Here is a 23,305-nt window from a genome sequence, read left to right as displayed (position 1 = left end):
GCGTTAGTGATTTATCCATAAGTACGAGGGAGACAACTTCGTCTGGGGCGGCAGGGGTGATCCAAGAGGGGGTTGCTGTTGACCCCTTCTTGGCCGGGTGTGGGATGGAATCCCACGACTCTGGTCAAGCACAGCTTGATGCATTACCAATGTGGAGCGAAGCGCCACGACCTTTATCAAGCGCAGCTTGATTTCAAAAAACAATGTCTGGAATATATTCCAGACATAAAGCCGAAAGCTATCCATCCATGGGCTTTAGGCATAAATGTTCCAGACATAAAGCCGAAAGCTATCCATCCATGGGCTTTAGGCATAAATGTTCCAGACATAAAAAAACCTGCCGTAGCAGGTTTTAATTAGTACCAACAAAAGCCTTAAGCTTCCATTCGTCCTTTTAGTTTGTTCATCGCGTTCTTTTCAAGTTGTCGGATGCGTTCTGCCGATACTTGATAAGTGCTCGCTAACTCTTGTAGCGTGGTTTTGTCTTCATTTAACCAACGAGCCTGAAGAATGTGCTGACTACGCTCATCAAGTGTCTTGATAGCTGAAAGCAGGCGGTCTTGGTTGTTTTGTTCCCAGTTGTCATTTTCAACTTGGCTAGCCAAATCAGATGAATGATCTTCAAGGTAATGCATAGGCGCATAATCTTTTTCATCGTCGTTATCGCTGGCTAAATCGAACGCCGGATCTTGAGCAGCCATCCGTGACTCCATTTCGGTCACGTCCGCTTTTGAGACTCCTAGGCTCTCGGCAACCATACCCACTTCATTATCACTAAACCAGCCAAGACGCTTTTTAGTTTTACGAAGATTAAAGAACAACTTACGTTGTGCTTTTGTAGTTGCAACCTTAACTATGCGCCAGTTTTTAAGCACATATTCATGAATTTCGGCTTTGATCCAATGCACGGCAAATGATACCAAGCGAACACCCACATCGGGGTCAAAACGCTTTACGGCTTTCATCAAGCCAATATTGCCCTCTTGAATCAAGTCGGCTTGGGGTAAACCGTATCCAGAGTAGCCTTTTGCAACATGTACCACGAAGCGCAAGTGCGACATAATCAGTTTTTTCGCAGCTTGTAGGTCACCAGTTTCCTGCAGACGCTTCGCTAGCTCATGCTCTTCCTCTGCATCCAACATAGAAATTCTATGTGCAGAGTGAACATAAGACTCGAGGCTTCCACTACTTTGAGGAACCATAAGGGCCATTGTTTGCGTTTGATCTGTCATTCACGCTCCTACTACTTATTACCAATACTACGGTCTAACTAAACCTGAAAATCACACCTCTATTGAGATGGACTGAGAACTATCGACTAATTGACAGAATATGTCAACCATCGGCGTTGTCTAATATGTACAGTTGAATTTTTACACCTACATAAAGACAACGCAAATGAAGGATAGTTCATCTTTGCCAATCCAGTACTTCTATCTCTAAGAAGGTTCAATAGCCCGTAGGTGCTGGCGTACCGAGAGGTATGAACCAAGCCAACCTAGAAAGGAAGCTAATAAAACCAGCTGCCCAAGCTCTGCTAATGTCAGAGACTCCATATGCAGTTCGCTGCCATATAAACCAAGCAGTTCAGCCAGTGCAGAGTCTAAATACCACACCAGTAAATTAATAATAACCCAGGCCAATATGCCACCAATGATCCCGAACCAAATACCGGTATAAAGAAAGGGCCTTTGTATAAAGGCTTCTGTGGCACCAACAAGCTTCATCACCTCAATTTCGGTGCGTCGATTCATAATCGCTAGACGAATCGTGTTACCAATAACAAGTACAACCGCTAACACCAGTAGCGCTGCAATTGCCAATACAGTGCGTTCAAGTAAACGAACCACAGCTTGCAGGCGTTCTAACCATTCAATATCAAGTCGGCCAAAACTCACTTCAGCTTCCTGCTCAAGTTTTCTCAGTAACTCTCTAGCGCCAGTAGGGCTAGAGTATTTTAAGCTAGGCGTCACCATCACGACGGCTGGAAGTGGATTCGCGTCTAAATAGGATAACGCCTCGCCGAAGCCGGAAAGTCGTTGAAACTCCTCTAAGGCTTGATCGCGATTGATATAATGTATCTCTGCCACCTCGGGATATACCTTTAGGCGAGCGATTAAACTCTGAATACTTTTTTCGCTACGTCCCTCATCAACAAAGAGCGATATTTCGGCGGCACTGTTCCACGATTGAGTAATGGTTTCGGCATTTTTAACCAGCACTTGCAACGCTGCAGGTAAACTGAGGCTGACCCCAAGTACCGCCATTGTCATTAATGATGAAATGGGGTTACGCCATAATTCACCCAAGCTCGCCATTGCGTGTTGAATGTGGCGAATAAAAAACATTACGATTTGGCCTGAAATCGGCAATTTACTGCGAGTTAACTGAGACTGCTTATTCATCATAATCCTCAGTACCCACTTAAGGTGTCTGTTTGGTCTAACTCTTGAGCGCCAAGCACACGACCCTGCTTAAGCGTTAATGTACGATATTTCATCCGTGCAATAAGACCCAAATCATGTGTTGCGATCAGCACTGTGGTACCTGAATCATTAAAGGTTTCAAATAAGCGCAGTATATCCATCGATAATTTAGGGTCTAAGTTACCTGTAGGTTCATCGGCAAGTAATAGTGGCGGTTTGTTCACAATCGCGCGGGCAATGCCTACACGTTGCTGCTCACCGCCAGAAAGCATGATCGGACTATGTCGCTCTTTACCATAAAGCCCCACCATATCGAGTGCACCAGCAACCCGCTTACGGATCTCACCGTGAGAAAATCCTTCGATAATTAACGGTAGCGCAACATTGTCAAACACGCTTTTTTCCATTAATAAGTGATGGTTTTGAAAAATCATACCGATATCACGACGCAAGTAAGGCACTTGAGAGCGCCGCAGCTTGGCAATATCATGGCCATTAATGGACACTTTACCGCCATTGGCACGCTCGATCACCGTGATCAACTTGAGCAAGGTGCTCTTACCCGCACCTGAGTGACCGGTTAGAAACGCCATTTCGCCACGCTTTAAATGAAAGTTCACATCCGACAAGGCTTTTTGACCGCCGGAATAAACTTTACTGACTTGCTCAAATCGAATCATTTATTAGATTTCTTAGTCGTCGATATCGCTATATAATCTAACGCTATTTTGCGTCAGTGTCGTCTCTTGATTGACTAAATAGTGCCTCAATAAAGTCTTTCGCATCAAAAGTACGAAGATCGTCAATCTGTTCACCGACTCCGATGTGACGAATTGGAATACCAAATTTGTCAGCTATGGCAAAAATAACACCACCTTTTGCAGTGCCATCTAATTTACTAATGGTGATACCTGTTACGCCAACGGCCTCTTGAAACAGCTGCGCTTGACTAATCGCATTCTGACCAGTGCTTGCATCTAGAGTGAGCATCACCTCATGCGGCGCGGCTTGATCCTGCTTTTTCATCACTCGAACCACTTTTTTCAACTCGTCCATCAAGTGCGCTTTGTTTTGTAAGCGGCCCGCAGTATCGGCTATTAGTACGTCAACATTACGTGCTCTGGCGGCTTGCAGTGCATCAAATAATACTGAAGCACTGTCAGCTCCCGTGTGTTTGGGCAATGACAGGAATGTCGTTACGTTGACCCCAAACCTGCAACTGTTCAACGGCTGCAGCGCGGAAAGTATCACCCGCAGCGAGCATGACTGTCTTGCCTTCAGCTTGATACTGCTTAGCCAATTTACCAATAGTGGTTGTTTTACCTACACCATTCACTCCCACCATTAAAATAACAAACGGGCCATCTGTATTTTCTGGCACTAGAGGAATTGATACTGGCTCTAGTATTTTTTTGCATCTCATCACGCATCAGCTCATACAGTGCTTCACCATCTTTAAGCTGTTTGCGACTGGCTTGCTCGGTTAAACTCTTAATTAAACGGGTGGTGGTTTCAACACCCACATCGGCAATCAATAGTTGCTCTTCTAGCTCTTCAAAAAGATCATCATCAATCTTCTTACCAGTGAACATCCCAACAAAGCCACTACCTATGCTTTCGCTGGTGCGCTTTAAACCGCGTTTTAGCCGGGCAAATAAGCCCTCTTTTACTGGTTTCGCTTGCGGCTCTGGTTGATGTTCAAGCTGCTCGGCTGCAACTCTTTCAGCTTCTGCCTGCTCCACTGCAACTCTTTCAGCTTCTGCCTGTTTCCGCTGCAACTCTTTCAGCTTCTGCCTGCTCCGCTGCAACTCTTTCAGCTTCCGCCTGCTCCGCTGCAACTCTCTCAGCTTCAGCCTGCTCTGCTTGCAACTCTTTCAGCTGCTGCCCGCTCTGCTGCAACTCTTTCAGCTGCTGCCTGCTCTGCTGCAACTCTTTCAGCTTCAGCCTGCTCTGCTGCAACTCTTTCAGCTGCTGCCCGCTCTGCTGCAACTCTTTCAGCTTCTGCCTGTTCGGCTGCTACTCTTGCAGCTTCTGCCTGCTCGGCTGCTACTCTTGCAGCTTCTGCCTGCTCGGCTGCTACTCTTGCAGCTTCTGCCTGCTCGGCTGCTACTCTTTGCAGCTTCTGCCTGCTCGGCTGCAACTCTTGCAGCTTCTGCCTGCCTCGGCTGCTACTCTTGCAGCTTCTGCCTGCTCGGCTGCAACTCTTGCAGCTTCTTCCTGCTCTGCTGCAAGCTTTTCTGATTCAACGTGCTTTTCTGCAACGGTTATCAGCTTCAATTTGTTCAGCGTCAACTTGCTCAATTTCAGCTTGAGCCGAAACGTTTAATTCTGCCTCTGCTTCCTGTGGTTGTTCTGTAGACTTATCTTTGCGGAACCAGGAAAAAAAAACCTTTCTTTGCCATGTGTTTTACCGATGCTCAAATAGCTGTACATAAATGCGTAGGGTGGAGGACGTTATATCAAAACACCGCGAAAATTACGCTGATTTAAACAGCAAAAAATGTAACCGACCGCATCTACGCGACGGCTTTTTATACCATTTAGTTGTGCTTTGATATAAAATAACGGACCTTAAATCAGACGCTATAGTCTACCACTTTCTGCCATAAGGCAAAAATCACGAGGACATCATGGTCAAAAAAAGACCCTCAAGCGGCCAAGTAAGGATTATTTCTGGCCAGTGGCGATCACGCAAGATGCCTATCCATGATCTGGAAGGTTTTGCGCCCCACAACTGACCGGCGTTCGTGAAACCTTGTTTAATTGGATCGCAGATGATTTGCGTGGCGCTAGAGTGCTGGATTGTTTTGCCGGCAGTGGTGCACTGAGTTTAGAGTCGTTATCACGTTATGCTGCATATGCCAGAGTATTTGAGTTACAACCGCAGGCGGCAAAACAGCTAGTGACAAACTTAGCGACATTAAAATGTGATAATGCCGATGTGATCAAAGGCGACAGCTTGAAGCTACTGGCAACAACGCCCGATAAAGGCTTTGATATTGTATTTATTGACCCACCTTTTAGAAAGTCACTGACAGAGAAAGCATCCAACTGCTAGATCAGCAGCAATGCGTGTTACCTGATGCACTTATCTATGTTGAAACGGAATCGGAACTAGCAGTACTGGATGTACCCGCGAGTTGGACTCAACTTAAAGAGAAGAAAGCAGGCCAAGTGATCTATCGTTTATATCAGTACAATCCGTTAGCACATGATGATACCCAAGAGTCTGAGGAGCGCGTTTAAATGAAACTGATATTACTATTAGGTAAGTTGGCGACGGGCTTTGCATGGTTGATGATGTTTATAATCTATTAGCTCCCTTTGACGGTAATATTGCCGTTATTCTGAATATCCTTTTGGCAGTGACTCTGTTTATGCACTGCTTCCAAACGATAATCTTCCACACCTTGTTTAAGAGCCTAATCTCCTTAAAGAGGAGCGATTATCTACAAGTATTTATTTTCGGCGTATTTAGCTTGTTGCAATATCGTCAGCAAGTTTTAGCTAAGCAAAAAAGCTAAAGCGGTTAACAGCCGAAATATAACAAGATGACAAGGGCTTAGACGAGAAAGGCTAAGAGGATCGCTTCGCTAGCGGCTCTATCGTCTTAGCTCTACCCGGCTTCACCGCCTCTGCTCTACCCGCCATTACCGTCTCGGCTCTACACGGCTTTTCTAGGATCTTTCTTAGCTTTTCCTAGAACCTGCTTTTAACCTTCCTTCTTAGCTCGTACCGTCTCAGCCTTTCAGCTTTCACCCAAAAAGCAGACACAAAAAAGCCCCGAGATATCACTATCATGGGGCTCTAAGGTTTGAATGTTAGCTCATCTAACTAACATTCATAACGCTTGCTACTGTTTACAGTTATTTTAACGTAAACGTGAGCAACGCCTTTGTGACAATCTACGCAAGTCTTGCGCTTGTCGTCAGCTTTCTTAAAGTTGTTAGCGTGCATTCTCTTCGCCATCTTCTTCATCGCTTCAGGCTGGTTCTCGTAAATACGAGTATGACAGTGCTGACAGTTCGCTGAATCGTTATTTTTGAAATACTTAAGTGCGTGATCAGCTTGCTCTTTACGGTTTTCATCTAACCATGCTTGGGTATTGAAACCGTCGATAGTCAGAAAACCATATAGGTCTTTAGATACAATGATTTTCTTCACTAAGTACTTAACAGGATTGTGCGGTAAGTGACAATCCTGACACTGAACAGTAACACCTGCGCGTCCTGCACCGTGAGCAGAAGCCATAACTTCATCTTTCAATGAATGATTGCTATGACAGCTCATACAGAAGTTATCTGTACTTGTTGCATGTAAAGTTTGCTGTGTAGCAAAATAACCAACTACACCGACTACGATACCGACGACCAACAATGCCAGAATCGAAAATTTTGCGCTCGGTTTAAAAAGTGCTCGCCAGTTCATCACTCATCTCCAAATATTTAATTTTTATATCGATGTAAGTTTAACTTCATCTCTATTTATGCGGTTTAGTATAAACCATATCCTACTGATTAATCTGGGACTAAAAGTGCAAAATGAGACATAGCTCTAACTCTCTCATCCGAATCAAAAGTTGCTCATTATATATGCGCTTTTACTAAAGTTAGCCTAAAGCCTTGTTTACTGCAAGGATTAGCGCTTATCAGCTTGATATTTCGATATATTAGAGCCATTTTTGAAATTCTTTTATATGTAATAGTTAACTTAAACATCAATAAATATTAAAAAAATATTTATTGTCTGAAACTAATTAGCTAGTCGCTAGGTCTATCTGGTTACATCATCATTATTTGGACTCGTTGAACATGTGCAAGCGCATCGCATATTTAGCATTACTCATCTCACTGGTCGGGCAATTTTTGCTTTCACCAGCGATGGCTATGCCTAAATTTTTGCATGCCAGTTCAAAAGTTTCTCTACATGCTCAGCAAATCGAACAGGCTTCGCTACCGTTAGAGCGGTTGCTAATCAGTTCAATGGGCGGCTCTAACCAAGAGACAAGCAATTGCGGTAGTAGCATGCCAAGCATCAACACCAGCATGGTAGATTGTGATGCATTGTGTGAAATATTAGGGGCGGGAGATTGTGTATCACACTGCATTTCAACCCCAGCAATTATGGAACAGGTTCAACTCAACCTCACAGCCCAACAGGCAGGACAGAGCCTACAAACCGCATTTTGGTCTCCTCAAACAGCGGAACAAGCGTCAATAAACCCACCGCCAATTTAACTCCAAGCTTAACCTCAAATCACTCGCGCTCAGCGCAATTTGCAGTTATGTATTTTTTCCATCGGCATCTGGCCCATGGTTACCGGTTCTATTTGGAGTTTATTATGAAAAAATTTATCAGCGTTATCGCACTTTCACTTGCCAGCTTTACCAGCATGGCAGCCTCAGTTTCATTCCCAGAGTCACTTGAGGTACTCGGAGTTAATGGCTTAAACAGTGTAGACGGTCGATACCTGCAATTAGATAACGGCCAAAATTTGATTGAGCTGCAGTATCGCGATCTTTTTGAATCCAATGCTGACGACTCAAACTGGGTTCGATCTGAACCGCTATATCTCTATATCGATCTAAAAACGGCTGAAAACTATAAGGCTGTCACCCCGAGCATTCTATCTGAAGAGGATGCCTACCAATTTATCGACTCTCCTTATATTAAGTTAACCGATGCTAGCGGTAGCGAGAAACAGGTCGCATTGATGACTCATAGTCAACTGATGGCCAAGCTACTATTGAAAAACTAACACTCGAGCTTTCGTTACGAACTAATACATTGATAGAGTTAATTTGTGAACTTTATCAATGTATAACTTAAGTGCTGTGTTAGACTCATTGAAGCTTATCACTTGGAACCATCATGTTTAGCATACTTCGCCGTCATACATTAATAGCCTTTACGCTACTCGCTTTGTTGAGTCAGCTACTGCTATCTAATGGATCATTGATGGTACCGAATGCGATGGCTGATGAGATGCCAATGATGAGCATGCAAGATGGGGCTGAATGCCACCAAGAGCAGATGGATAGCGACACTCATTGCTGCAATTCGGATGAGAATACGCAAATGCTTCCCGGCAACTCTAAGACTTGCTGCAACGGCAAAGGATCATGCCAGAGTGATTGTAACCATTGCTTGGTTATTTCAGTAACAGGAACCCTGTTTAGTGTTTTGTCATGGCCTGGCAACAGCACCTCCGATATTGCAACGGCCACTCCAATGCCTCATTTCCACTCTATCTTATTGCCACAAGATTTAAGACCTCCAATAGCGTAATCCGAGACGCCCTGTCTCTAAATATTTAAAACGTTATTTATTCTTATTAAGCAATTATTTAAGCCGTTAATTGTTCTGTGCGCTAGCACTTACAGCATTCGGCCATCTCTTTGATGGAGTTAAGTTATGAAAACCTTTATTAGTATGGTACTCACCACCTTTTTATTTTTAACCTGGGCACCTGCTGTATCTGCTCATGCGCATGATAGCGGCGCAGAGCAGAGCCAAAGCTACGCTTGCCCTATGCATCCAGAAGTCACCGGCGTTGAGGGTGACTCTTGCCCTAAATGTGGTATGAACTTGGAAGCAGCAAAAGCCACTGGACATAACTGCGACTCTTGCCCAAACAAGGGGGATAAAGCACATCATAAGATGACTGCCGACACTCACGCATGTCCAATGAACCCTGCAATTACCGGTAAAGAGGGTGATAGCTGCCCTAAATGTGGCATGGAACTGCAAGCCATTAAAGCCGAATCAAAAAGCTGTGACTCATGTCCTCACAAAGGTAAAGCTAACCATCATAAGATGACAGCCGATACCCATGCGTGTCCAATGAATCCAGCTATTACGGGGAAAGAGGGTGATAGCTGCCCTAAATGTGGCATGGACTTAACGCCGATCGCTAATAGCGAAAACGCCGATAAAAAAAGTCACATGCATCACTAATAGCTAGGGTGGAGATAAGGCATTATGAGTTTATTTAAATCAACACAGTTTCGTAAAAATGTAGTGTGTGCATTGAGCAGTTTAGTAATTGCCGCTACACCAATGTTTAGCTATAGCCAAGCTTTAGCACAAACGCCATCAGCAGCCCATAGTCAGCAACACAGTGCTGACTATTACTGCCCGATGCATCCAGAAGAGACCAGCCATGAGCCGGGTCGTTGCTCTATATGCAAGATGTTTCTCGTTAAAGATGAAGTATCTAATGAATCAGCAAAGACAGATGAGCTCGCGTCAGTAAGCCAAGATTACTACTGCCCGATGCATCCAGAAGAGACTAGCCATGAGCCTGGTAGTTGCTCTATATGCAAGATGTTTCTCGTCAAAGATGAAGTATCTAATGAATCAGAAAAGACAGATGAGCTCGCGTCAGTAAGCAAAGATTACTACTGCCCGATGCATCCTGAAGTCACCAGCCATGAACCTGGTCGCTGCCCGAAATGTAATATGTTCCTCGTCAAGGAAGAGGAGGAAGAAACCGTCCCTGATGAACATGCTAGCCACGACCATGCGAATAAAATGGACATGAGTTCAGAACCACAAACTAAAGCAGAACAACTGCTAAGCCAGCCAAAACCCATGTTAATGCCCGCCGCTCAATCAAGTGGTGATAGCAATATTAAATATGTCTGTCCTATGCATCCGCATGTGGTGTCAGATGCTCCCGGTACTTGCCCAATATGTGGCATGAACTTAGAAAAAGTCACAGTCGGTGGCGTCAGTGAAGAGGTGGTTGTCGGCGTATCCGGCGGTATGCAGCAAGCTCTCGGCATGCGTAGCGAGCAAGTAACAAAAGGAACGTTGTCGAAGCAGGTAAAAACCATTGGCACGGTACAATACAACGAAAACGCTATAGGCCACGCACACACCCGCGTTAGCGGCTGGCTAGAGACGTTAATGGTGCATACTGTGGGTCAACAGGTGAAAAAAGGGCAGCTACTTTATGAGTTGTACTCTCCTGAACTAATTAATGCCCAAGATGATTACATGCAAGCTATCGATTACCTTAAACAAGATAGTCGTCGTGGCAATGATCTACTTCGCAAGGCCCGCTTACGACTCGAGCTACTGGGCGTAAGCTCAAGCACGATCAAGCACTTAGAGCGCACTGGGGAAACCGTTTATCGCGTTCCCTATTATGCCGAGCAAGATGGTTTTGTCAGTCAATTGTCGGTTCGTCATGGCATGTATGTTCAACCAGGCAATACCCTGTTTGAAATTGTTGACTTAAGCAATGTGTGGGTGATTGCCGACGTATTTGAAAACGAGCAAAGTTGGCTTGAGCAAGGTCGCCCCGTGGAAGTGACATCCGCCTCACAAGGCTTGTTTGACCTGCAATCTACTATCGATTACATCTACCCAGAGCTAGACCCCGTTTCACGCGCGATGCGAGTCAGAATCAAACTGGCGAACACTGAGAAATTACTCAAACCAGGTACCTTGGTTGATGTAACACTCTTTGGTGAGCCGAAGAAAAACGTGTTGTCGATTCCAACCGAAGCGCTCATTCTTACTGGCCGAGAAAACCGAGTAGTGGTGCAACGTGATGACAACCGCTTTGCTTCTGTCAGTGTAAAAGTAGGCATTATCTCCCAAGGCAAAGCTGAAATCATTGAGGGGCTAAATGCCGGCGATAAAGTGATTGTATCTGGCCAGTTCTTGTTAGATTCAGAGGCCAGTATTCAAGGCAGCTTACAGCGTTTAAGTGGCAGCAATAGTAGCGTCACTGCCGATCCACACGCAAACCATTAATCGGAGGTCGACTATGTTAGAAAGAATTATTAGCGCCGCGATTAAGCAACGAGTGATGGTGTTAGTGCTCACTGCTATCATCGCCTTAATCGGCTACCAAGCGATGCGCATAACCCCACTGGATGCACTACCCGATCTGTCGGATGTGCAGGTGATTGTCAAGACCTCTTATCCTGGGCAAGCACCGCAACTGGTAGAAGATCAAATAACCTACCCGCTATCGACCGCTATGCTGGCCGTACCTGGTGCAAAGACCGTCCGCGGTTTTTCAATGTTTGGTGACTCATACGTCTACATTATTTTTGAAGATGGCACCGATATCTATTGGGCGCGCTCACGAGTATTAGAGTACCTGTCGCAAACTCAAGGGCAGCTGCCCGCCAGCGTAACGCCAACATTAGGGCCTGATGCCTCAGGTGTAGGTTGGGTTTTTCAATATGCCTTGGTCGATCGTAAAGGTCAGCATGATCTGGCTCAATTGCGCTCGCTGCAAGATTGGTTCTTAAAACTTGAGCTACAAAGCGTTGAAGGGGTATCGGAGATTGCCACTATTGGTGGTATGGAGCAGTCGTACCAAATCATTGTCGACCCGCATAAACTGGCCCTTTATCAAATCGATTTGATGACGGTTAAAAATGCCTTAGACAATTCCAACAGCTCAACTGGCGGCTCCGTTATTGAGATGGCTGAAGCGGAGTACATGATCACTTCATCGGGCTACCGCCAGACCTTGGATGACTTTGAAGAGATCCCGCTAGGCATAGTGTCTGAATCTGGCATTCCGGTGCTAATGAAAGATGTTGCCCAGCTACGTACTGGCCCCGCCGCGCGCCGTGGTATAGCCGAACTAGATGGTGAAGGCGAAGTGGTTGGCGGTATTGTGGTGATGCGTTACGGCGAAAACGCGTTAGCAACCATCAACAATGTGAAGCAGAAGCTGAAAGAGATTGAAAATGGTTTACCCGATGGGGTTGAGTTAGTGATCACTTACGATCGCTCTCAGCTTATCCTCAATTCGGTTGATAACCTTATGCATAAAGTGCTCGAAGAGATGCTGGTTGTCGGCATTATTTGCCTCATATTCTTGCTGCATGCCCGCTCTACTTTAGTCGCTATCATCTCTCTGCCGATCTCTATATTAATCAGCTTTATCGTGATGAATATTATTGGTGTTAATGCCAACATCATGAGTCTTGGGGGGATCGCCATTGCGATTGGTGCCGTGGTGGATGCCGCCATTGTAATGGTCGAAAACACCCATAAACATCTGGAACACTATCGCGAAAAAAATAACGGAGCTGCGCCCACAGGCGATGCTCACTGGGAACTAGTCCGCAAAGCTTCAGTTGAAGTTGGACCTGCACTATTTTTCAGTTTGCTAATCATCACCTTGAGCTTTGTGCCGGTATTTGCACTAGAGGCGCAAGAGGGACGTTTATTCCACCCCTTAGCCTTTACTAAAACCTTCGCCATGGCTGCCAGTGCAATATTAGCGATTACCTTGATCCCAGTACTGATGGGTTACTTTGTTCGTGGAAAAATCCCTGACGAGCGTAAGAACCCCATCAGCCGAGTATTGATCGCAATTTACGAGCCCTTGCTACGTTTGGTACTACGCTTTCCTAAAGTGACTATTTTGTTAGCGATAATCGCCCTTGGCAGTGCGGTATACCCTATGACTAAGATGGGCAGCGAATTTATGCCTGAACTTGAAGAGGGCGATCTGCTCTACATGCCCACTACCTTGCCTAGTGTCAGTGCCGGTAAGGCGGCCGAGATCTTACAGCAGACAGATCGCTTGATTAAAACAGTGCCCGAAGTGAAGCGGGTATTTGGTAAAGTTGGCCGCGCGATAACCGCGACCGATCCCGCGCCACTGACCATGCTGGAAACCACCATCATGCTCAATCCACCAGAGACATGGCGTGAGGGTATGACACTGGAAGGGATTATTAGCGAACTGCAGAAAACCGTCAAAGTGCCCGGCATGACCAATGCCTGGGTACAGCCTATCAAAACTCGTATTGATATGCTTTCTACCGGTGTGAGAACGCCTGTTGGTATCAAAATATCAGGTGCCGATATCGATGAGCTACAGCGAATTGGTACTGAGATTGAAGCTGTGGTAAGCAAGCTCCCTGGCACCGCATCGGCATTTGCCCAGCGGACCAGTGGCGGCCGTTATATCGATATTGAGCCGGATCTTAAAAATGCAGCTCGCTATGGTATGACGCTGAAAGATATCCAAGATGTGGTAAGAATGGCAATTGGTGGTATGCAAGTTGGCCAATCGATTCAAGGCCAAGAACGCTATCCAATCAATATTCGTTATCCGCGCGAGCTTCGCGATAGTCTTGAAAAGCTCAAAGACCTACCGGTACTCACAAAAACCGGAAAGTACTTACCCCTAAGTAATTTAGCCAGTATCACTGTTAGCGACGGCGCGCCAATGCTGGCCAGCGAAAATGGTCGCCTAATCAGCTGGGTGTTTGTTGATCTAAAGGATATCTCTATTGGTGAATATATCACTACGGCAAGGGCGGCGCTTGATGAACAGATCCAGCTACCGCCACGCTATAGCTACAGTTTTGCCGGTCAGTATGAGTATATGCAGCGAGTCGAAGCCAAAATGCAGTTAGTAGTACCACTGATGTTAGCGGTTATTTTCATGCTACTGATGATGACTTTTAGCTCCTTTATACAAGCGTCGGTGATTATGCTCAGTCTGCCATTTTCGCTTGTGGGTAGTGCATGGCTGTTGTACTTTTTGGATTTTAACTTCTCGGTCGCGGTATCAGTCGGCATGATAGCGCTTGCTGGTGTTGCAGCTGAGTTTGGTGTAGTGATGCAAGTCTATTTGAATAACAGCATCAAAGATCGCAAAGAGGCAGGACTATACAATCAACGCAGCGATTTATGTGAAGCACTCATCCACGGTGCAGTGATGCGTATTCGTCCTAAAGCGATGACTGTGGCTACTATATTCTTCGGCTTATTACCGATAATGTGGGGCACTGGTACCGGTAATGAAGTGATGCAGAAAATCGCGGCACCTATGGTTGGCGGTATGGTAACCGCCCCCTTGCTGTCACTATTTGTTATCCCTGCGATTTACCTACTCATATATGGTAGAAATCTAGATAGAAATACCCCAAAAAACATGTAGTACTTTTGTGTATTTCAACATTAAAAAGCACTGCTAAATGCAGTGCTTTTTTGATTTACACATCTAATCTGCGCAACTAAGTACCCATTCTTAATTCAATGATAGAGAACACCGCACCATTAGGATCATTGACCACCGAGAAACGACCAACATTGGCGATATCGGTAGGGGGAACACAAATCGCACCACCAAGTTCAACCACCTGCTTTGCCTTTGCATTACAATCGTCGACGGTGAAATAACTCATCCAATGCGCAGGCATATCACCCCACTCTGATGTCATTTTCAGCATCCCACCAATATCTTGTGTACCCACTTGCCACTCTGTGTATTCCATATTTTCCATGTTAGATGCCTGAGACCCCCAACCTAGCACTTTGCTATAAAAAGACTTAGCCGCTTCAGTCTGTCGACAAGCCAATTCAACCCAGCATAGCGTATTGGCTTCAGCCGCACGATGTGCACCAATATGATCTTTTGCCTGCCAAAGGGCGAATTTTGCACCTTCAGGATCCAAAATAGTTGCCATTCGACCAGACTCTCCGACATCGTGAGGCCCGAGCACAATCGTGCCGCCAGCACCTCTCACATCAACCAGTGTATTATCAAGATTATCTACTGCAAAGTAGATCAACCAGCGGCTTAAATCACCCGCTTTGACCATCTCATCAGGCAACTGGTACATAGCACCTAAGTCATCACCTTCAAGGTTGAACATACTATAGGTACCTTGTGGAACTGGCAGGTCAACAATACCCCAACCAAACAAACCGCGATAAAAAGGCTTGCTGACGGTGATGTCTCGCGATGCCAACTCAACCCAACAAGGCTGTCCTTGCAAATATTGATTCACTTTCATAATCCGTTCCACTCATCAAAGATTCCTAATGAGTTGAGTTAAGACCCATATTGAGTCCATGTCCAACCGGGGGACCTAAATGGTTGTCGGCAACTGGCAATTTCACTTTGCCTGTAAATTACAGTTTTCTTTCAAATTGCCGCTAATATATAGAGTATTAGAATTGTCATCACTACAACTTATGTATACTTGGACACTATGGACGATTATATTTATTTTCTATTATCATTAAGAGGGGGGGATTGTGGCTGTAATATCTCGTAGTTTTTATTACCTTTTCATCCCAGCACTGATGACTATAGTCTTCATTGTGGCAAGCCAGTATTTTATAGATATATGGCGCGATTGGATGCCAGTAGTTCGTAAACTTCCTTTTTACTTGCTGCCAATTTCAGCTATTTTGGCACTGCAGTTTAACTGCAGTCGACTCAGTTTTCTAGCAACACTACTGCTGGTATACATAGTGTATGAGCAGGGGCTCATTCTCGAGCATCTGCAGCCCCGAGACCTAGCGGAACCAATATTTCTATCGGGTACTTTACTGATAACCTTCCTTGCGATTAGCAAGGATAGGGCGTTATTGTCAGTTCATACAGCAAAAACATTAGCCAGTATCATATTGTGTTTTATCATCGGCTTTACGTGGACGATGTTAATAACCAAGGCCAGTCTGCTGACAGATAACCAACAGCTTGCATCCATCAGTTTACTCACGCCGATATATGTTCCAGTTGGCATAGCCAGTGCTGTTACCTGTATTTATGCTATCTGGCGAGCCAGTGGTATCGACTCAACCATTGCTGTCACACTCTTTATTTGGCTTTTCAATTACTACCAACCAGGTGAACTACCACTAGCACTGTTAATATCAATGCTCGCCGTTACTTATTTATTTGCTATTTTGACCCAATCATATCATTTGGCTTATCGAGATGATTTAACAGGGCTCTCTTCGCGACGAGCACTCAATACCATGGCGTTATCTTTAAATAGTCATTACAGTGTGGCGATGGTCGATATTGATCACTTTAAGAAATTCAATGACACCTATGGCCATGATGTTGGTGATCAAGTATTACGGTTAGTCGCGGGCAAGCTAAGTCTGGTTAAAGGAGGCGGCAAGGTATACCGCTATGGCGGTGAGGAGTTCACAATCGTATTCCCAAATAAAGATGCTGAATCAATACTGCCCCTGTTGGAAAATCTTAGGAGCGAAGTATCTCATTACAACATTGTACTTAGACACGAGCAGCGAAAAACAAGCAGCAAGTCAAATCGAAAAGATAGTGCCGCTAACAAGAGTAAGACCGTTAACGTCACCATCTCAATAGGTGTCGCTGAACATCATGGTGAATCTACATTCGATCAAACCATTAAACTGGCAGATAAGGCGCTATACATTGCCAAAAAGAATGGTCGTAATCGAGTTCATGCATAATCCGTTTATTTCCATCCTACCTGAAGATGCAGGATTAAGTAGGATGGGTATATACGCCATGCTAGCAGTAACTGCTAACATGGCAATATCGCTTAAATCAGATCGAATAGAAGTAGTAAATCTGCGATTTCATGCGGATCACTATGCCGCGAATAACGTCCAAGAATTGTAAAAATGCAATCGGTTTGGTACCACTTATCCACGCTAAACCTACCGCACCAACAGGAATGTCATAATCTCCAGTTTCGAGCAATTTTAGCCTGACAAAATGGTGCTTATTAGTAACATTTTTCCCCGTAGTTTGGCGGACGTTATCGTCAAGTGCGAGCAGTCGGCCTTGTGATTCACCCGTCGCTTCAACAATGCCCTCGACCTCCGCGCTAAAGACTTTACCTGGGTAGACTGCCGTTGAAAACTCCGCCAGCTGACCCACTTTAACATTGCGAATAGCTTGATGATTGACACGCATTAACACGTACTTTTCAGTGGTGTACATCTGCATTCTGGCTATCGCACCAACATACTGTCCTTCACGCAGAATGAAGTTTGTCACATAACCATCAGCAGGTGCGTACACCTTGGTGTTATCCAACTTCCACTGCGCCTGGGCAACATTTTCAATCTCACTATTCAGATCAGCTTGGCGGCTTTTAACTGCCAATTTGGATTTATCAATGTTGAGTAACGCCGCTTGCTCTGCACTAGTCGATTTTTCAACTTGTGTACGATAGCTACTCTGTTGCGCTATCGCTAAATCTACCGCCGTTTGTTGTTCATCTAACAGGCTTTTAGTCACCGTGTCGGGTACTACCCTATTCTGCTCCACATAGCGGGCGAGTGTCTTTTGTTTCCAGTTGAGGTCTTTCGATGCCCCATGCAATTGGTTCTCTGCAATACTCACATCTGCAATGGCGATCTCATGCTGCTTTATCGCCAACTTGACATCTTCATTGGCCAACGACAAACCAACCACTGTGCTTTGCTTGGCAACCAACGCCTTATTTAACTCTATCTGAAAAGGCTCATCATCAAGATCGTAAATCAGCTGCCCTGCTGTCACCTCTTGATTAGGGGAGACATATATATTGTCTACCTTGCCTTTGATTTGCGTGTTAGCGGGACGTAATTGAATATGAGGAGATTGCACTAAAGAACCGCCAGACATGTCCATTGGGGTGTAATTAAGCAGGCCAACCCAAACAAACATTAACCAGCCAGTACCGCCTAAATAGGCAAAACTCTTACTATAGATGTTCCACGGCATACCCACTAAACGTAGTAGGTAAATAAGCAGTGCCCATACAGCTAAACCTTCAAGCATGTTACAGCTCCTCTTTCACAGCAAGCTGAGAGTCAGCCGTTTCTTTTTCTCGCCATATATCTCGCACACGACGCAATGCTTTTTCGCTATCAACAAATGCAACAATCACGGCAAGAACCCACACCCAATGCCAGACAAAACCTATCCAGGTGAGTGCGGTAATGAGTCCTATCTGTTGGTGCTGTTTTTTATGCGCTTGGTTAATGGGCATTTCATGGATCTTCCAGAAGCCAAAAGCGGCTGCGGCAATCGTCAGCACCATCACAACACCTGCAACGCCATGTAAGGCGCTATCTACGCCGGTATCGACAAACGGCATACTGAATAAACTCATAAAACTAGACCTTAAAAACCATTGATTCAAAGAGCTATATTGCCCTTTCTATAAATTAGAACAAGCTAGAATACCTCTGTATATCATTAAACACCTATTTATGATTCAATAAGGTATCAAAAAACAGCATAAAAGTGACCATCACAATGGATACTGCATTTATTCGCTCTAGCTATATTGCAGCGGTTTTTAGGGGTGTTAAGGCTCACTATGGAATTGGTTTAAATGACTTGTCGATCCCTGCGGCACTATTTGAAGAGCAGATGGCACTAATTCCATTTAGTGAAGCGTCCAAATGGTTCACCCAACTAGAAGTGCTAACGGGTGAAGCTGACTACATGGTGAAAATCCAGCAATATCTGGATATATCAACACTAGAGATCCCAGGAAACTGGTTTCTGTCCGCGCCGGATCTGGCTATGTGTTTTCGGCGTATTAACATTGGAATTTGCAGCTTTCATTCAGGCGCTAGCTATTATGCGCTGCAATCAGGCAATATATTGAAATGGTGCTACAACAACCCTTATGCCAAAGACAGAGCTCGGTCACATGATTCACTACGGGTCGCTATTACCTTGTTTAATGCCATCAAACACTTTGCAGGCACTCATTACACCTTAAAAAAACTAAGACTCAGCGGTCCGCCGATTAAGCAAAAAGAAACAGAAGCTATATTTGGCTGCCCAGTGTCTTGGAATGCTCCGCAAACCGAATTATGGATAAGGATCGATGACCTACTAAGGCCATCACCGATGGACTATTTTAGCAGCGATACTTTAACGACTTCAGTCTCTCTCGCTCAATTTGAAAGCTATTTGAACATGCCACAACCCTCTGATTTACCGAAAGTACTGTACCAAATGATCAACTATGCTCGCTATTATGATCTGCCCACGCTGCTATCTGTGGCAAATTTATTTGGTGTTTCTAGACAACAGCTGCAACGGCGCTTACAAAAAGTAGGCTTTAGTTTTACCTACTTGTCGGGTTACATACTGTGTAATCAAGCAATCAAATACATGCAGGAAGGTAAAGATTTTGCCGAAATAGCCCAGCGTTTGGGTTACGCCAATGCCCATAGCTTTAGCCGCTCCTTTACCCGCTTTAGAAAGCAGACACCGACGCAATACATGAGCAAGATAAGCCGACTAAATAAAAAGCCTCTGTAATAGAGGCTTTTTATTGCTATATAGATGAAGATTTTCGAGGGTTAACCATATACCGGCAGAATCCCCGCCATCGCAAGTAAGTGGCAAGCACCCGTCACCAGACCAAAGAGGATGATGATAACAATCAATGGCGTGCCGCCTGGCACTTTGAAGCCTTCACTATCTGCAAAGATCTGGCGTGATCGATACGCCATCATAGCGGGCACTATTGCCGCCCAAATGGTGGCGGCTAATGCTGCAAAACCAATGGCAATTAAAAAGCCGTTAGGAAATAGAATCCCTAAAATAGTCGGCGGAATAAATGTCACTGCTGCGGTCTTTAAGCGGCCTTGGCGAGATTCATCGAAACCAAAAAGATCAGCTAAGTAATCAAACAGGCCTAAGGTAACACCGAGGAATGATGAGGCTACCGCAAGGTTGGCAAATAACGACAACATAGTATTGAGCCAACGACTCGCTATAACGTCAGACAATGCACCAACCAACACGCCCATATTGCCGCCTTGAGCGATAATATCAACAAATTGGCTACGAGGAATATTGCCCATAGTTGCCACTAACCAACAGCTATAAATGACCAACGCAATAAAGGTACCGATGAAGATGGCCTTAATAATGGTCTTTGGTTGATTACCGTAGTACTTAACCAGACTTGGCACGTTACCGTGATAACCAAAACTGGCTAAACCAAAGGGCAGCGCTGCCAGCAGGTAAGGCGCATAACTCGTTTCGCCATCAGGCACAAATAACTTAGCCGTATCCACATCGATCAGTAGATTACCAACTGCTAGAAAGAACGTAATAATCATTCCGCCAAGCATAATGGTGGTAATTCTATCGACCGCTTTAGTGCTGATAATAACAATTGACGCCAACACTGCTGCAAACACTAATCCGGCAACACTTTGCGGTAGATTAACTCCCAAGCCTTCAAGGCTATGGTTAACAATCGAGCTGCCACCACTAATATAGGCATAGGTCAAAATATACAGTACAAAAGCGATTGAGAGCCCATTGATGATGCGCCAGAACTGACCCAAAGTAGTTTTGGTTAAGGTGTCAAAACTTGCACCAGGTTTAAAATGTAAGTTAGTCTCAAGCAGCATCAATCCCGACACCAACATGCAAAACCATATGCCAACCAGCATCAACATTGAGTAGCCAAACCACATTCCTGCGCCAACAACCGGCAGGGAAAACATTCCCGCGCCAACGGTTGTACCCGCAATAATCATTGCGCCGCCTAATAGCGATTTACCTGCGACTTTATTTTTAGCCGCATTCATATGATTCGCCATTAAACTTTTTGCTCCGCATTAACACTATCGACTATCGTTTGCCTTACTGATGAACGTAGCAGTAAATTGGCTCTGTCTTTTATACGTTTGATATCACTACACCCTTCGCTATCCGTTAGATGACCTAACTCTTTTAATTTGACGCTTAGCGTAGCGTATAGCTTCTTGTCATAGAACTCCGGTGCCGTAATACCGTGAAGCGCTCCCAGTCTTTGTGCAAGGCGGTGACTATCACGTTCAAGCTCCGAGCGCTCCATGTTAGGTTTTACTGCCAATAAGTTAAATAGGATGGCGTAACGTTGCATCGTTTCGTCAATCGTTCCTGACAGCAGTAGCAGTTGATTCACCTTGTCATCGGCGATCTCAAAATGGCCATTTTCAACAACTAGCCCTTGTGCCACGAAAATATCTAAAATACTTTGCGTGTAAGTCGCAGGGTCTTCAACTCCCATAAACAGCTCAGCTTTCAGCAACGGATAAAAATCATTCACAAAGCTAAGTACGTCATCACGAGTGCAATGCTCTTTACGCAGCAAGCAAGCGGCGATTAGAGAGGGGACAACCATTAAATGAATAATGTTGTTGCGATAATAAGTCATGGTAATCGCGATGCTGTCGTCGATTGAGATAATATCCCCGAGCGAGTCGCTTTCGATCTGAATTTTCTTCAGTTCCAAACCATTCGATACTAGGTCCTTACCGCTACCCTCTGGTACCGACGTATATTCGGTATAAGGCAGCTCTTTTAATAACGTAAGGTAAAGATCTAACTGCTTTTCGAGCTGACTGCGCTCTAATGCATTTTGCTCAGATGCGAGCAAAACTAAGCTCGTTAACGTTACCGCACTAACCGCAGCAGCATCGTTAATATTAGTCATCACCTGCCCTGCAAGCTTGTTCACTGCGGGGGTTAACCATGTTGGTTTCTGTTCTGGCTCTTGAGCAACATCTTCGCGCCAATTTGGCACTTCATCGTTCAAGAAGTTGTGTAGGGTTATTGGCTTACCGAAATTCACATAACCTTGGCCAAAATTACCTAACTTGCGAATAGCACCAAACACTTGCCAAACCGACTCTTTTTTCTTCTTTTTACCACTTAACTCTTTGTGGTAAGTGGCGACTTCCATGACATGGTCATAGCCGAGGTAAACTGGCACCAAAGTGACAGGACGTTCAACCCCACGCAAAACACTATTCAGTGTCATGGCAATCATGCCTGTTTTTGGCGCTAATAAACGACCGGTTCGCGAACGACCGCCTTCGGTAAAGTATTCAACAGAGTAGCCTTTAGTGAAAAGCTGATCCAAATACTCACGGAATACCGCAGTATAGAGTTTGTTGCCACGGAAACTACGGCGAATAAAGAAGGCTCCACCACGGCGGAACATCGGCCCAGCAGGCCAAAAGTTAAGATTAATACCAGCGGCAATATGCGGTGGCACCATGCCTTGGTAATACAGAATATACGACAGTAGGAGGTAATCCATATGGCTGCGATGACATGGCACATAAACGATTTCATGACCATCATGGTGCAACTGGCGGACCTGTTCAGCCCCCTTGATGTTGATCCCTTTATAGAGCTTATTCCACAACCAGGTCAGAAAACGTTCAGTGATGCGCACTAAGCTATCGGAGTAATCTGCGGCGATTTCATCTAGATACTCCATCGCTTTAGCACGAGCTTCTGTTTCGGAGATTTTTTTATTAACCGCTTCCTCTTTAATTGCCCGAGTGATTGATTCTGACTTTAACAAAGCATGAAACAGAGCTTGGCGTTTTGGAAGTTGAGGCCCGGTCATGACTTTACGCTGACGCTGAAAATGCACTCGTGCAACGCGGGCAAGTTTTTGTGCAATACGCTTATCGGTGCCGTGCTCGTCTGCCATATAACGCAAAGAAACAGCATTAGAAAACTGCACAAAGCTATGTCGACCCAAAAATAAGATCATCAAGCACTTGCGTAGCCAAGTTGGATTTTGGCGCTCCAATACGGCGGCACGCATGGTGTCGTTTTCTTTGCCCGGCGTTCGTCCCCAATAGAGGCTTACCGGAACCAACTGAATATCTAATTCTGCGTTTTGCTTATGCACGCTTAACAAGCGTTTAAAGCAATGCAAATACTGCTCAGCACTTTCCCTTTCACCAAATAATGGCTTGCTACCTTCAAGGCAGACAACTCGCGGCGCACTCACCCCATTGACCTCTAGGTCATCGTAAGGGCTAGGCAAACCGAACTTACCGGTCATTTCACTAAGGGCTGCTATGTCACTAACAGATTCTGTTTTCATGACATAAACGAGTGGTTTGCTTGGATCAAGATTGAGGTCTTCAAAAGGATCGTGGGGCACAACAATAGTTTGCACGAGCTTTTTTTGGATCCAGCGTAATGATTTAAACCAGAGAGAGTCTTTTTTCGACATGATTCGCTTGCAGTAATGGTCGCTTGTAATACGTCATAGAATACCAGAATTCCCAACTGTTTGCGCTACTGCTTTACAATCCCAATGGGAAACACTAGTGCATTT

General features: G+C 45.0%; 21 protein-coding genes and 3 pseudogenes. 11 read left to right on the top strand and 13 right to left on the bottom strand.

Features of this window, described 5'->3' with window-relative positions; genetic code table 11:
* Positions 1–78: 78 nt before the first annotated feature.
* On the top strand, positions 79–360 hold the full coding sequence (locus JK628_RS01640) for a hypothetical protein (protein WP_202287552.1): 282 nt from the start codon (positions 79–81) through the stop codon (positions 358–360).
* Positions 361–374: 14 nt separating this feature from the next.
* Here the strand turns inward: JK628_RS01640 and rpoH are convergent, their stop codons facing one another.
* The 7 genes and pseudogenes from rpoH to JK628_RS23505 form a co-directional block, all read right to left on the bottom strand.
* A complete protein-coding gene (gene rpoH / locus JK628_RS01635; protein ID WP_202287551.1) occupies positions 375–1,232 on the bottom strand; it encodes an RNA polymerase sigma factor RpoH in 858 nt (285 codons plus the stop codon).
* Positions 1,233–1,439: 207 nt separating this feature from the next.
* Complete coding sequence (ftsX, locus tag JK628_RS01630) at positions 1,440–2,405, bottom strand: permease-like cell division protein FtsX (protein WP_202289674.1); 966 nt, start codon at positions 2,403–2,405, stop codon at positions 1,440–1,442.
* An 8-nt stretch (positions 2,406–2,413) separates the two neighbouring features.
* The gene (gene ftsE, locus JK628_RS01625; protein ID WP_202287550.1) at positions 2,414–3,106 is read right to left on the bottom strand and encodes a cell division ATP-binding protein FtsE; all 693 of its coding nucleotides are present in this window, start codon (positions 3,104–3,106) and stop codon (positions 2,414–2,416) included.
* Between the two features lie 43 nt (positions 3,107–3,149).
* Positions 3,150–3,771 (bottom strand): annotated as a pseudogene (gene ftsY, locus JK628_RS23520) (signal recognition particle-docking protein FtsY).
* Complete coding sequence (locus JK628_RS23515; protein WP_337249440.1) at positions 3,746–4,204, bottom strand: signal recognition particle receptor subunit alpha; 459 nt, start codon at positions 4,202–4,204, stop codon at positions 3,746–3,748. Before JK628_RS23515 ends, ftsY begins: the two are co-directional and overlap by 26 nt.
* Before the next feature lie 71 nt (positions 4,205–4,275).
* Positions 4,276–4,566, bottom strand: coding sequence for a hypothetical protein (locus JK628_RS23510; protein ID WP_337249439.1), 291 nt, complete (start codon positions 4,564–4,566; stop codon positions 4,276–4,278).
* Positions 4,533–4,703 (bottom strand): hypothetical protein, encoded by a 171-nt coding sequence (locus JK628_RS23505; protein WP_202287549.1) that lies wholly within the window; start codon positions 4,701–4,703, stop codon positions 4,533–4,535. Before JK628_RS23505 ends, JK628_RS23510 begins: the two co-directional genes overlap by 34 nt.
* Before the next feature lie 353 nt (positions 4,704–5,056).
* Between JK628_RS23505 and rsmD the strand changes: the two are divergent.
* Together rsmD and JK628_RS01605 are read left to right on the top strand one after the other, a co-directional pair.
* Positions 5,057–5,672 (top strand): annotated as a pseudogene (gene rsmD, locus JK628_RS01610) (16S rRNA (guanine(966)-N(2))-methyltransferase RsmD).
* Positions 5,673–5,950, top strand: a pseudogene (locus tag JK628_RS01605) (DUF1145 domain-containing protein).
* 310 nt (positions 5,951–6,260) lie between these two features.
* Here the strand turns inward: JK628_RS01605 and JK628_RS01600 are convergent.
* Positions 6,261–6,854 (bottom strand): NapC/NirT family cytochrome c, encoded by a 594-nt coding sequence (locus JK628_RS01600; protein WP_202289672.1) that lies wholly within the window; start codon positions 6,852–6,854, stop codon positions 6,261–6,263.
* A gap of 383 nt (positions 6,855–7,237) precedes the next feature.
* Between JK628_RS01600 and JK628_RS01595 the strand changes: the two genes are divergently transcribed.
* From JK628_RS01595 to JK628_RS01570, 6 genes are all read left to right on the top strand, one after another.
* Positions 7,238–7,663 carry a hypothetical protein gene (locus JK628_RS01595; RefSeq protein ID WP_202287548.1) on the top strand — a complete coding sequence of 142 codons (426 nt, stop codon included), beginning with the start codon at positions 7,238–7,240 and terminating at the stop codon, positions 7,661–7,663.
* A gap of 104 nt (positions 7,664–7,767) precedes the next feature.
* Positions 7,768–8,184, top strand: coding sequence for a DUF2057 family protein (locus tag JK628_RS01590; protein ID WP_202287547.1), 417 nt, complete (start codon positions 7,768–7,770; stop codon positions 8,182–8,184).
* Between the two features lie 113 nt (positions 8,185–8,297).
* Entirely contained in the window at positions 8,298–8,714 is a 417-nt protein-coding gene (locus JK628_RS01585) for a hypothetical protein (protein WP_202287546.1), read from the top strand.
* Positions 8,715–8,840: 126 nt separating this feature from the next.
* Positions 8,841–9,383, top strand: a complete 543-nt coding sequence (locus JK628_RS01580) for a heavy metal-binding domain-containing protein (RefSeq protein WP_202287545.1) — start codon at positions 8,841–8,843, stop codon at positions 9,381–9,383.
* Positions 9,384–9,407: 24 nt separating this feature from the next.
* Positions 9,408–11,192: an efflux RND transporter periplasmic adaptor subunit gene (locus tag JK628_RS01575; RefSeq protein ID WP_202287544.1), complete on the top strand. Its 1,785-nt coding sequence runs from the start codon at positions 9,408–9,410 to the stop codon at positions 11,190–11,192.
* A 13-nt stretch (positions 11,193–11,205) separates the two neighbouring features.
* On the top strand, positions 11,206–14,358 hold the full coding sequence (locus tag JK628_RS01570; RefSeq protein WP_202287543.1) for an efflux RND transporter permease subunit: 3,153 nt from the start codon (positions 11,206–11,208) through the stop codon (positions 14,356–14,358).
* Between the two features lie 76 nt (positions 14,359–14,434).
* On the opposite strand, the gene JK628_RS01565 is transcribed toward JK628_RS01570, so the two are convergent.
* Positions 14,435–15,217, bottom strand: coding sequence for a VOC family protein (locus JK628_RS01565; protein WP_202287542.1), 783 nt, complete (start codon positions 15,215–15,217; stop codon positions 14,435–14,437).
* 244 nt (positions 15,218–15,461) lie between these two features.
* On the opposite strand from JK628_RS01565, the gene JK628_RS01560 reads away from it, so the two are divergent.
* On the top strand, positions 15,462–16,655 hold the full coding sequence (locus tag JK628_RS01560; protein WP_202287541.1) for a GGDEF domain-containing protein: 1,194 nt from the start codon (positions 15,462–15,464) through the stop codon (positions 16,653–16,655).
* A gap of 97 nt (positions 16,656–16,752) precedes the next feature.
* Here JK628_RS01560 and JK628_RS01555 read toward each other — a convergent pair whose 3' ends face one another.
* Together JK628_RS01555 and JK628_RS01550 are read right to left on the bottom strand one after the other, a co-directional pair.
* Positions 16,753–17,976 (bottom strand): HlyD family secretion protein, encoded by a 1,224-nt coding sequence (locus tag JK628_RS01555; protein ID WP_202287540.1) that lies wholly within the window; start codon positions 17,974–17,976, stop codon positions 16,753–16,755.
* 1 nt (position 17,977) lies between these two features.
* Positions 17,978–18,310 (bottom strand): MFS transporter, encoded by a 333-nt coding sequence (locus tag JK628_RS01550; protein WP_202287539.1) that lies wholly within the window; start codon positions 18,308–18,310, stop codon positions 17,978–17,980.
* Between the two features lie 146 nt (positions 18,311–18,456).
* On the opposite strand from JK628_RS01550, the gene JK628_RS01545 reads away from it, so the two are divergent.
* On the top strand, positions 18,457–19,479 hold the full coding sequence (locus JK628_RS01545; RefSeq protein WP_237524110.1) for an AraC family transcriptional regulator: 1,023 nt from the start codon (positions 18,457–18,459) through the stop codon (positions 19,477–19,479).
* 41 nt (positions 19,480–19,520) lie between these two features.
* Here JK628_RS01545 and mtr read toward each other — a convergent pair whose 3' ends face one another.
* Together mtr and plsB are read right to left on the bottom strand one after the other, a co-directional pair.
* Positions 19,521–20,777 (bottom strand): tryptophan permease, encoded by a 1,257-nt coding sequence (gene mtr, locus JK628_RS01540; RefSeq protein ID WP_202287538.1) that lies wholly within the window; start codon positions 20,775–20,777, stop codon positions 19,521–19,523.
* Entirely contained in the window at positions 20,777–23,200 is a 2,424-nt protein-coding gene (gene plsB / locus JK628_RS01535; protein WP_202287537.1) for a glycerol-3-phosphate 1-O-acyltransferase PlsB, read from the bottom strand. Before plsB ends, mtr begins: the two co-directional genes overlap by 1 nt.
* Between the last annotated feature and the right edge of the window lie 105 nt (positions 23,201–23,305).

Source organism: Shewanella sp. KX20019, from assembly GCF_016757755.1.
In the GTDB taxonomy this organism is placed as follows: Bacteria; Pseudomonadota; Gammaproteobacteria; order Enterobacterales; family Shewanellaceae; genus Shewanella.
The sequence above is the reverse complement of the archived record's forward strand: the minus strand, read 5'-3'. Positions and strand labels throughout refer to the sequence as shown.

What these genes read in the sequence shown, in the direction of transcription:
- rpoH (WP_202287551.1), bottom strand. Translation starts at nt 1,232, where the DNA reads ATGACAGATCAAACGCAAACAATGGCCCTTATGGTTCCTCAAAGTAGT.
- ftsX (WP_202289674.1), bottom strand. Translation starts at nt 2,405, where the DNA reads ATGAATAAGCAGTCTCAGTTAACTCGCAGTAAATTGCCGATTTCAGGC.
- ftsE (WP_202287550.1), bottom strand. Translation starts at nt 3,106, where the DNA reads ATGATTCGATTTGAGCAAGTCAGTAAAGTTTATTCCGGCGGTCAAAAA.
- JK628_RS01600 (WP_202289672.1), bottom strand. Translation starts at nt 6,854, where the DNA reads ATGAACTGGCGAGCACTTTTTAAACCGAGCGCAAAATTTTCGATTCTG.
- JK628_RS01595 (WP_202287548.1), top strand. Translation starts at nt 7,238, where the DNA reads ATGTGCAAGCGCATCGCATATTTAGCATTACTCATCTCACTGGTCGGG.
- JK628_RS01590 (WP_202287547.1), top strand. Translation starts at nt 7,768, where the DNA reads ATGAAAAAATTTATCAGCGTTATCGCACTTTCACTTGCCAGCTTTACC.
- JK628_RS01585 (WP_202287546.1), top strand. Translation starts at nt 8,298, where the DNA reads ATGTTTAGCATACTTCGCCGTCATACATTAATAGCCTTTACGCTACTC.
- JK628_RS01580 (WP_202287545.1), top strand. Translation starts at nt 8,841, where the DNA reads ATGAAAACCTTTATTAGTATGGTACTCACCACCTTTTTATTTTTAACC.
- JK628_RS01575 (WP_202287544.1), top strand. Translation starts at nt 9,408, where the DNA reads ATGAGTTTATTTAAATCAACACAGTTTCGTAAAAATGTAGTGTGTGCA.
- JK628_RS01570 (WP_202287543.1), top strand. Translation starts at nt 11,206, where the DNA reads ATGTTAGAAAGAATTATTAGCGCCGCGATTAAGCAACGAGTGATGGTG.
- JK628_RS01565 (WP_202287542.1), bottom strand. Translation starts at nt 15,217, where the DNA reads ATGAAAGTGAATCAATATTTGCAAGGACAGCCTTGTTGGGTTGAGTTG.
- JK628_RS01555 (WP_202287540.1), bottom strand. Translation starts at nt 17,976, where the DNA reads ATGCTTGAAGGTTTAGCTGTATGGGCACTGCTTATTTACCTACTACGT.
- JK628_RS01550 (WP_202287539.1), bottom strand. Translation starts at nt 18,310, where the DNA reads ATGAGTTTATTCAGTATGCCGTTTGTCGATACCGGCGTAGATAGCGCC.
- JK628_RS01545 (WP_237524110.1), top strand. Translation starts at nt 18,457, where the DNA reads ATGGATACTGCATTTATTCGCTCTAGCTATATTGCAGCGGTTTTTAGG.
- mtr (WP_202287538.1), bottom strand. Translation starts at nt 20,777, where the DNA reads ATGGCGAATCATATGAATGCGGCTAAAAATAAAGTCGCAGGTAAATCG.
- plsB (WP_202287537.1), bottom strand. Translation starts at nt 23,200, where the DNA reads ATGTCGAAAAAAGACTCTCTCTGGTTTAAATCATTACGCTGGATCCAA.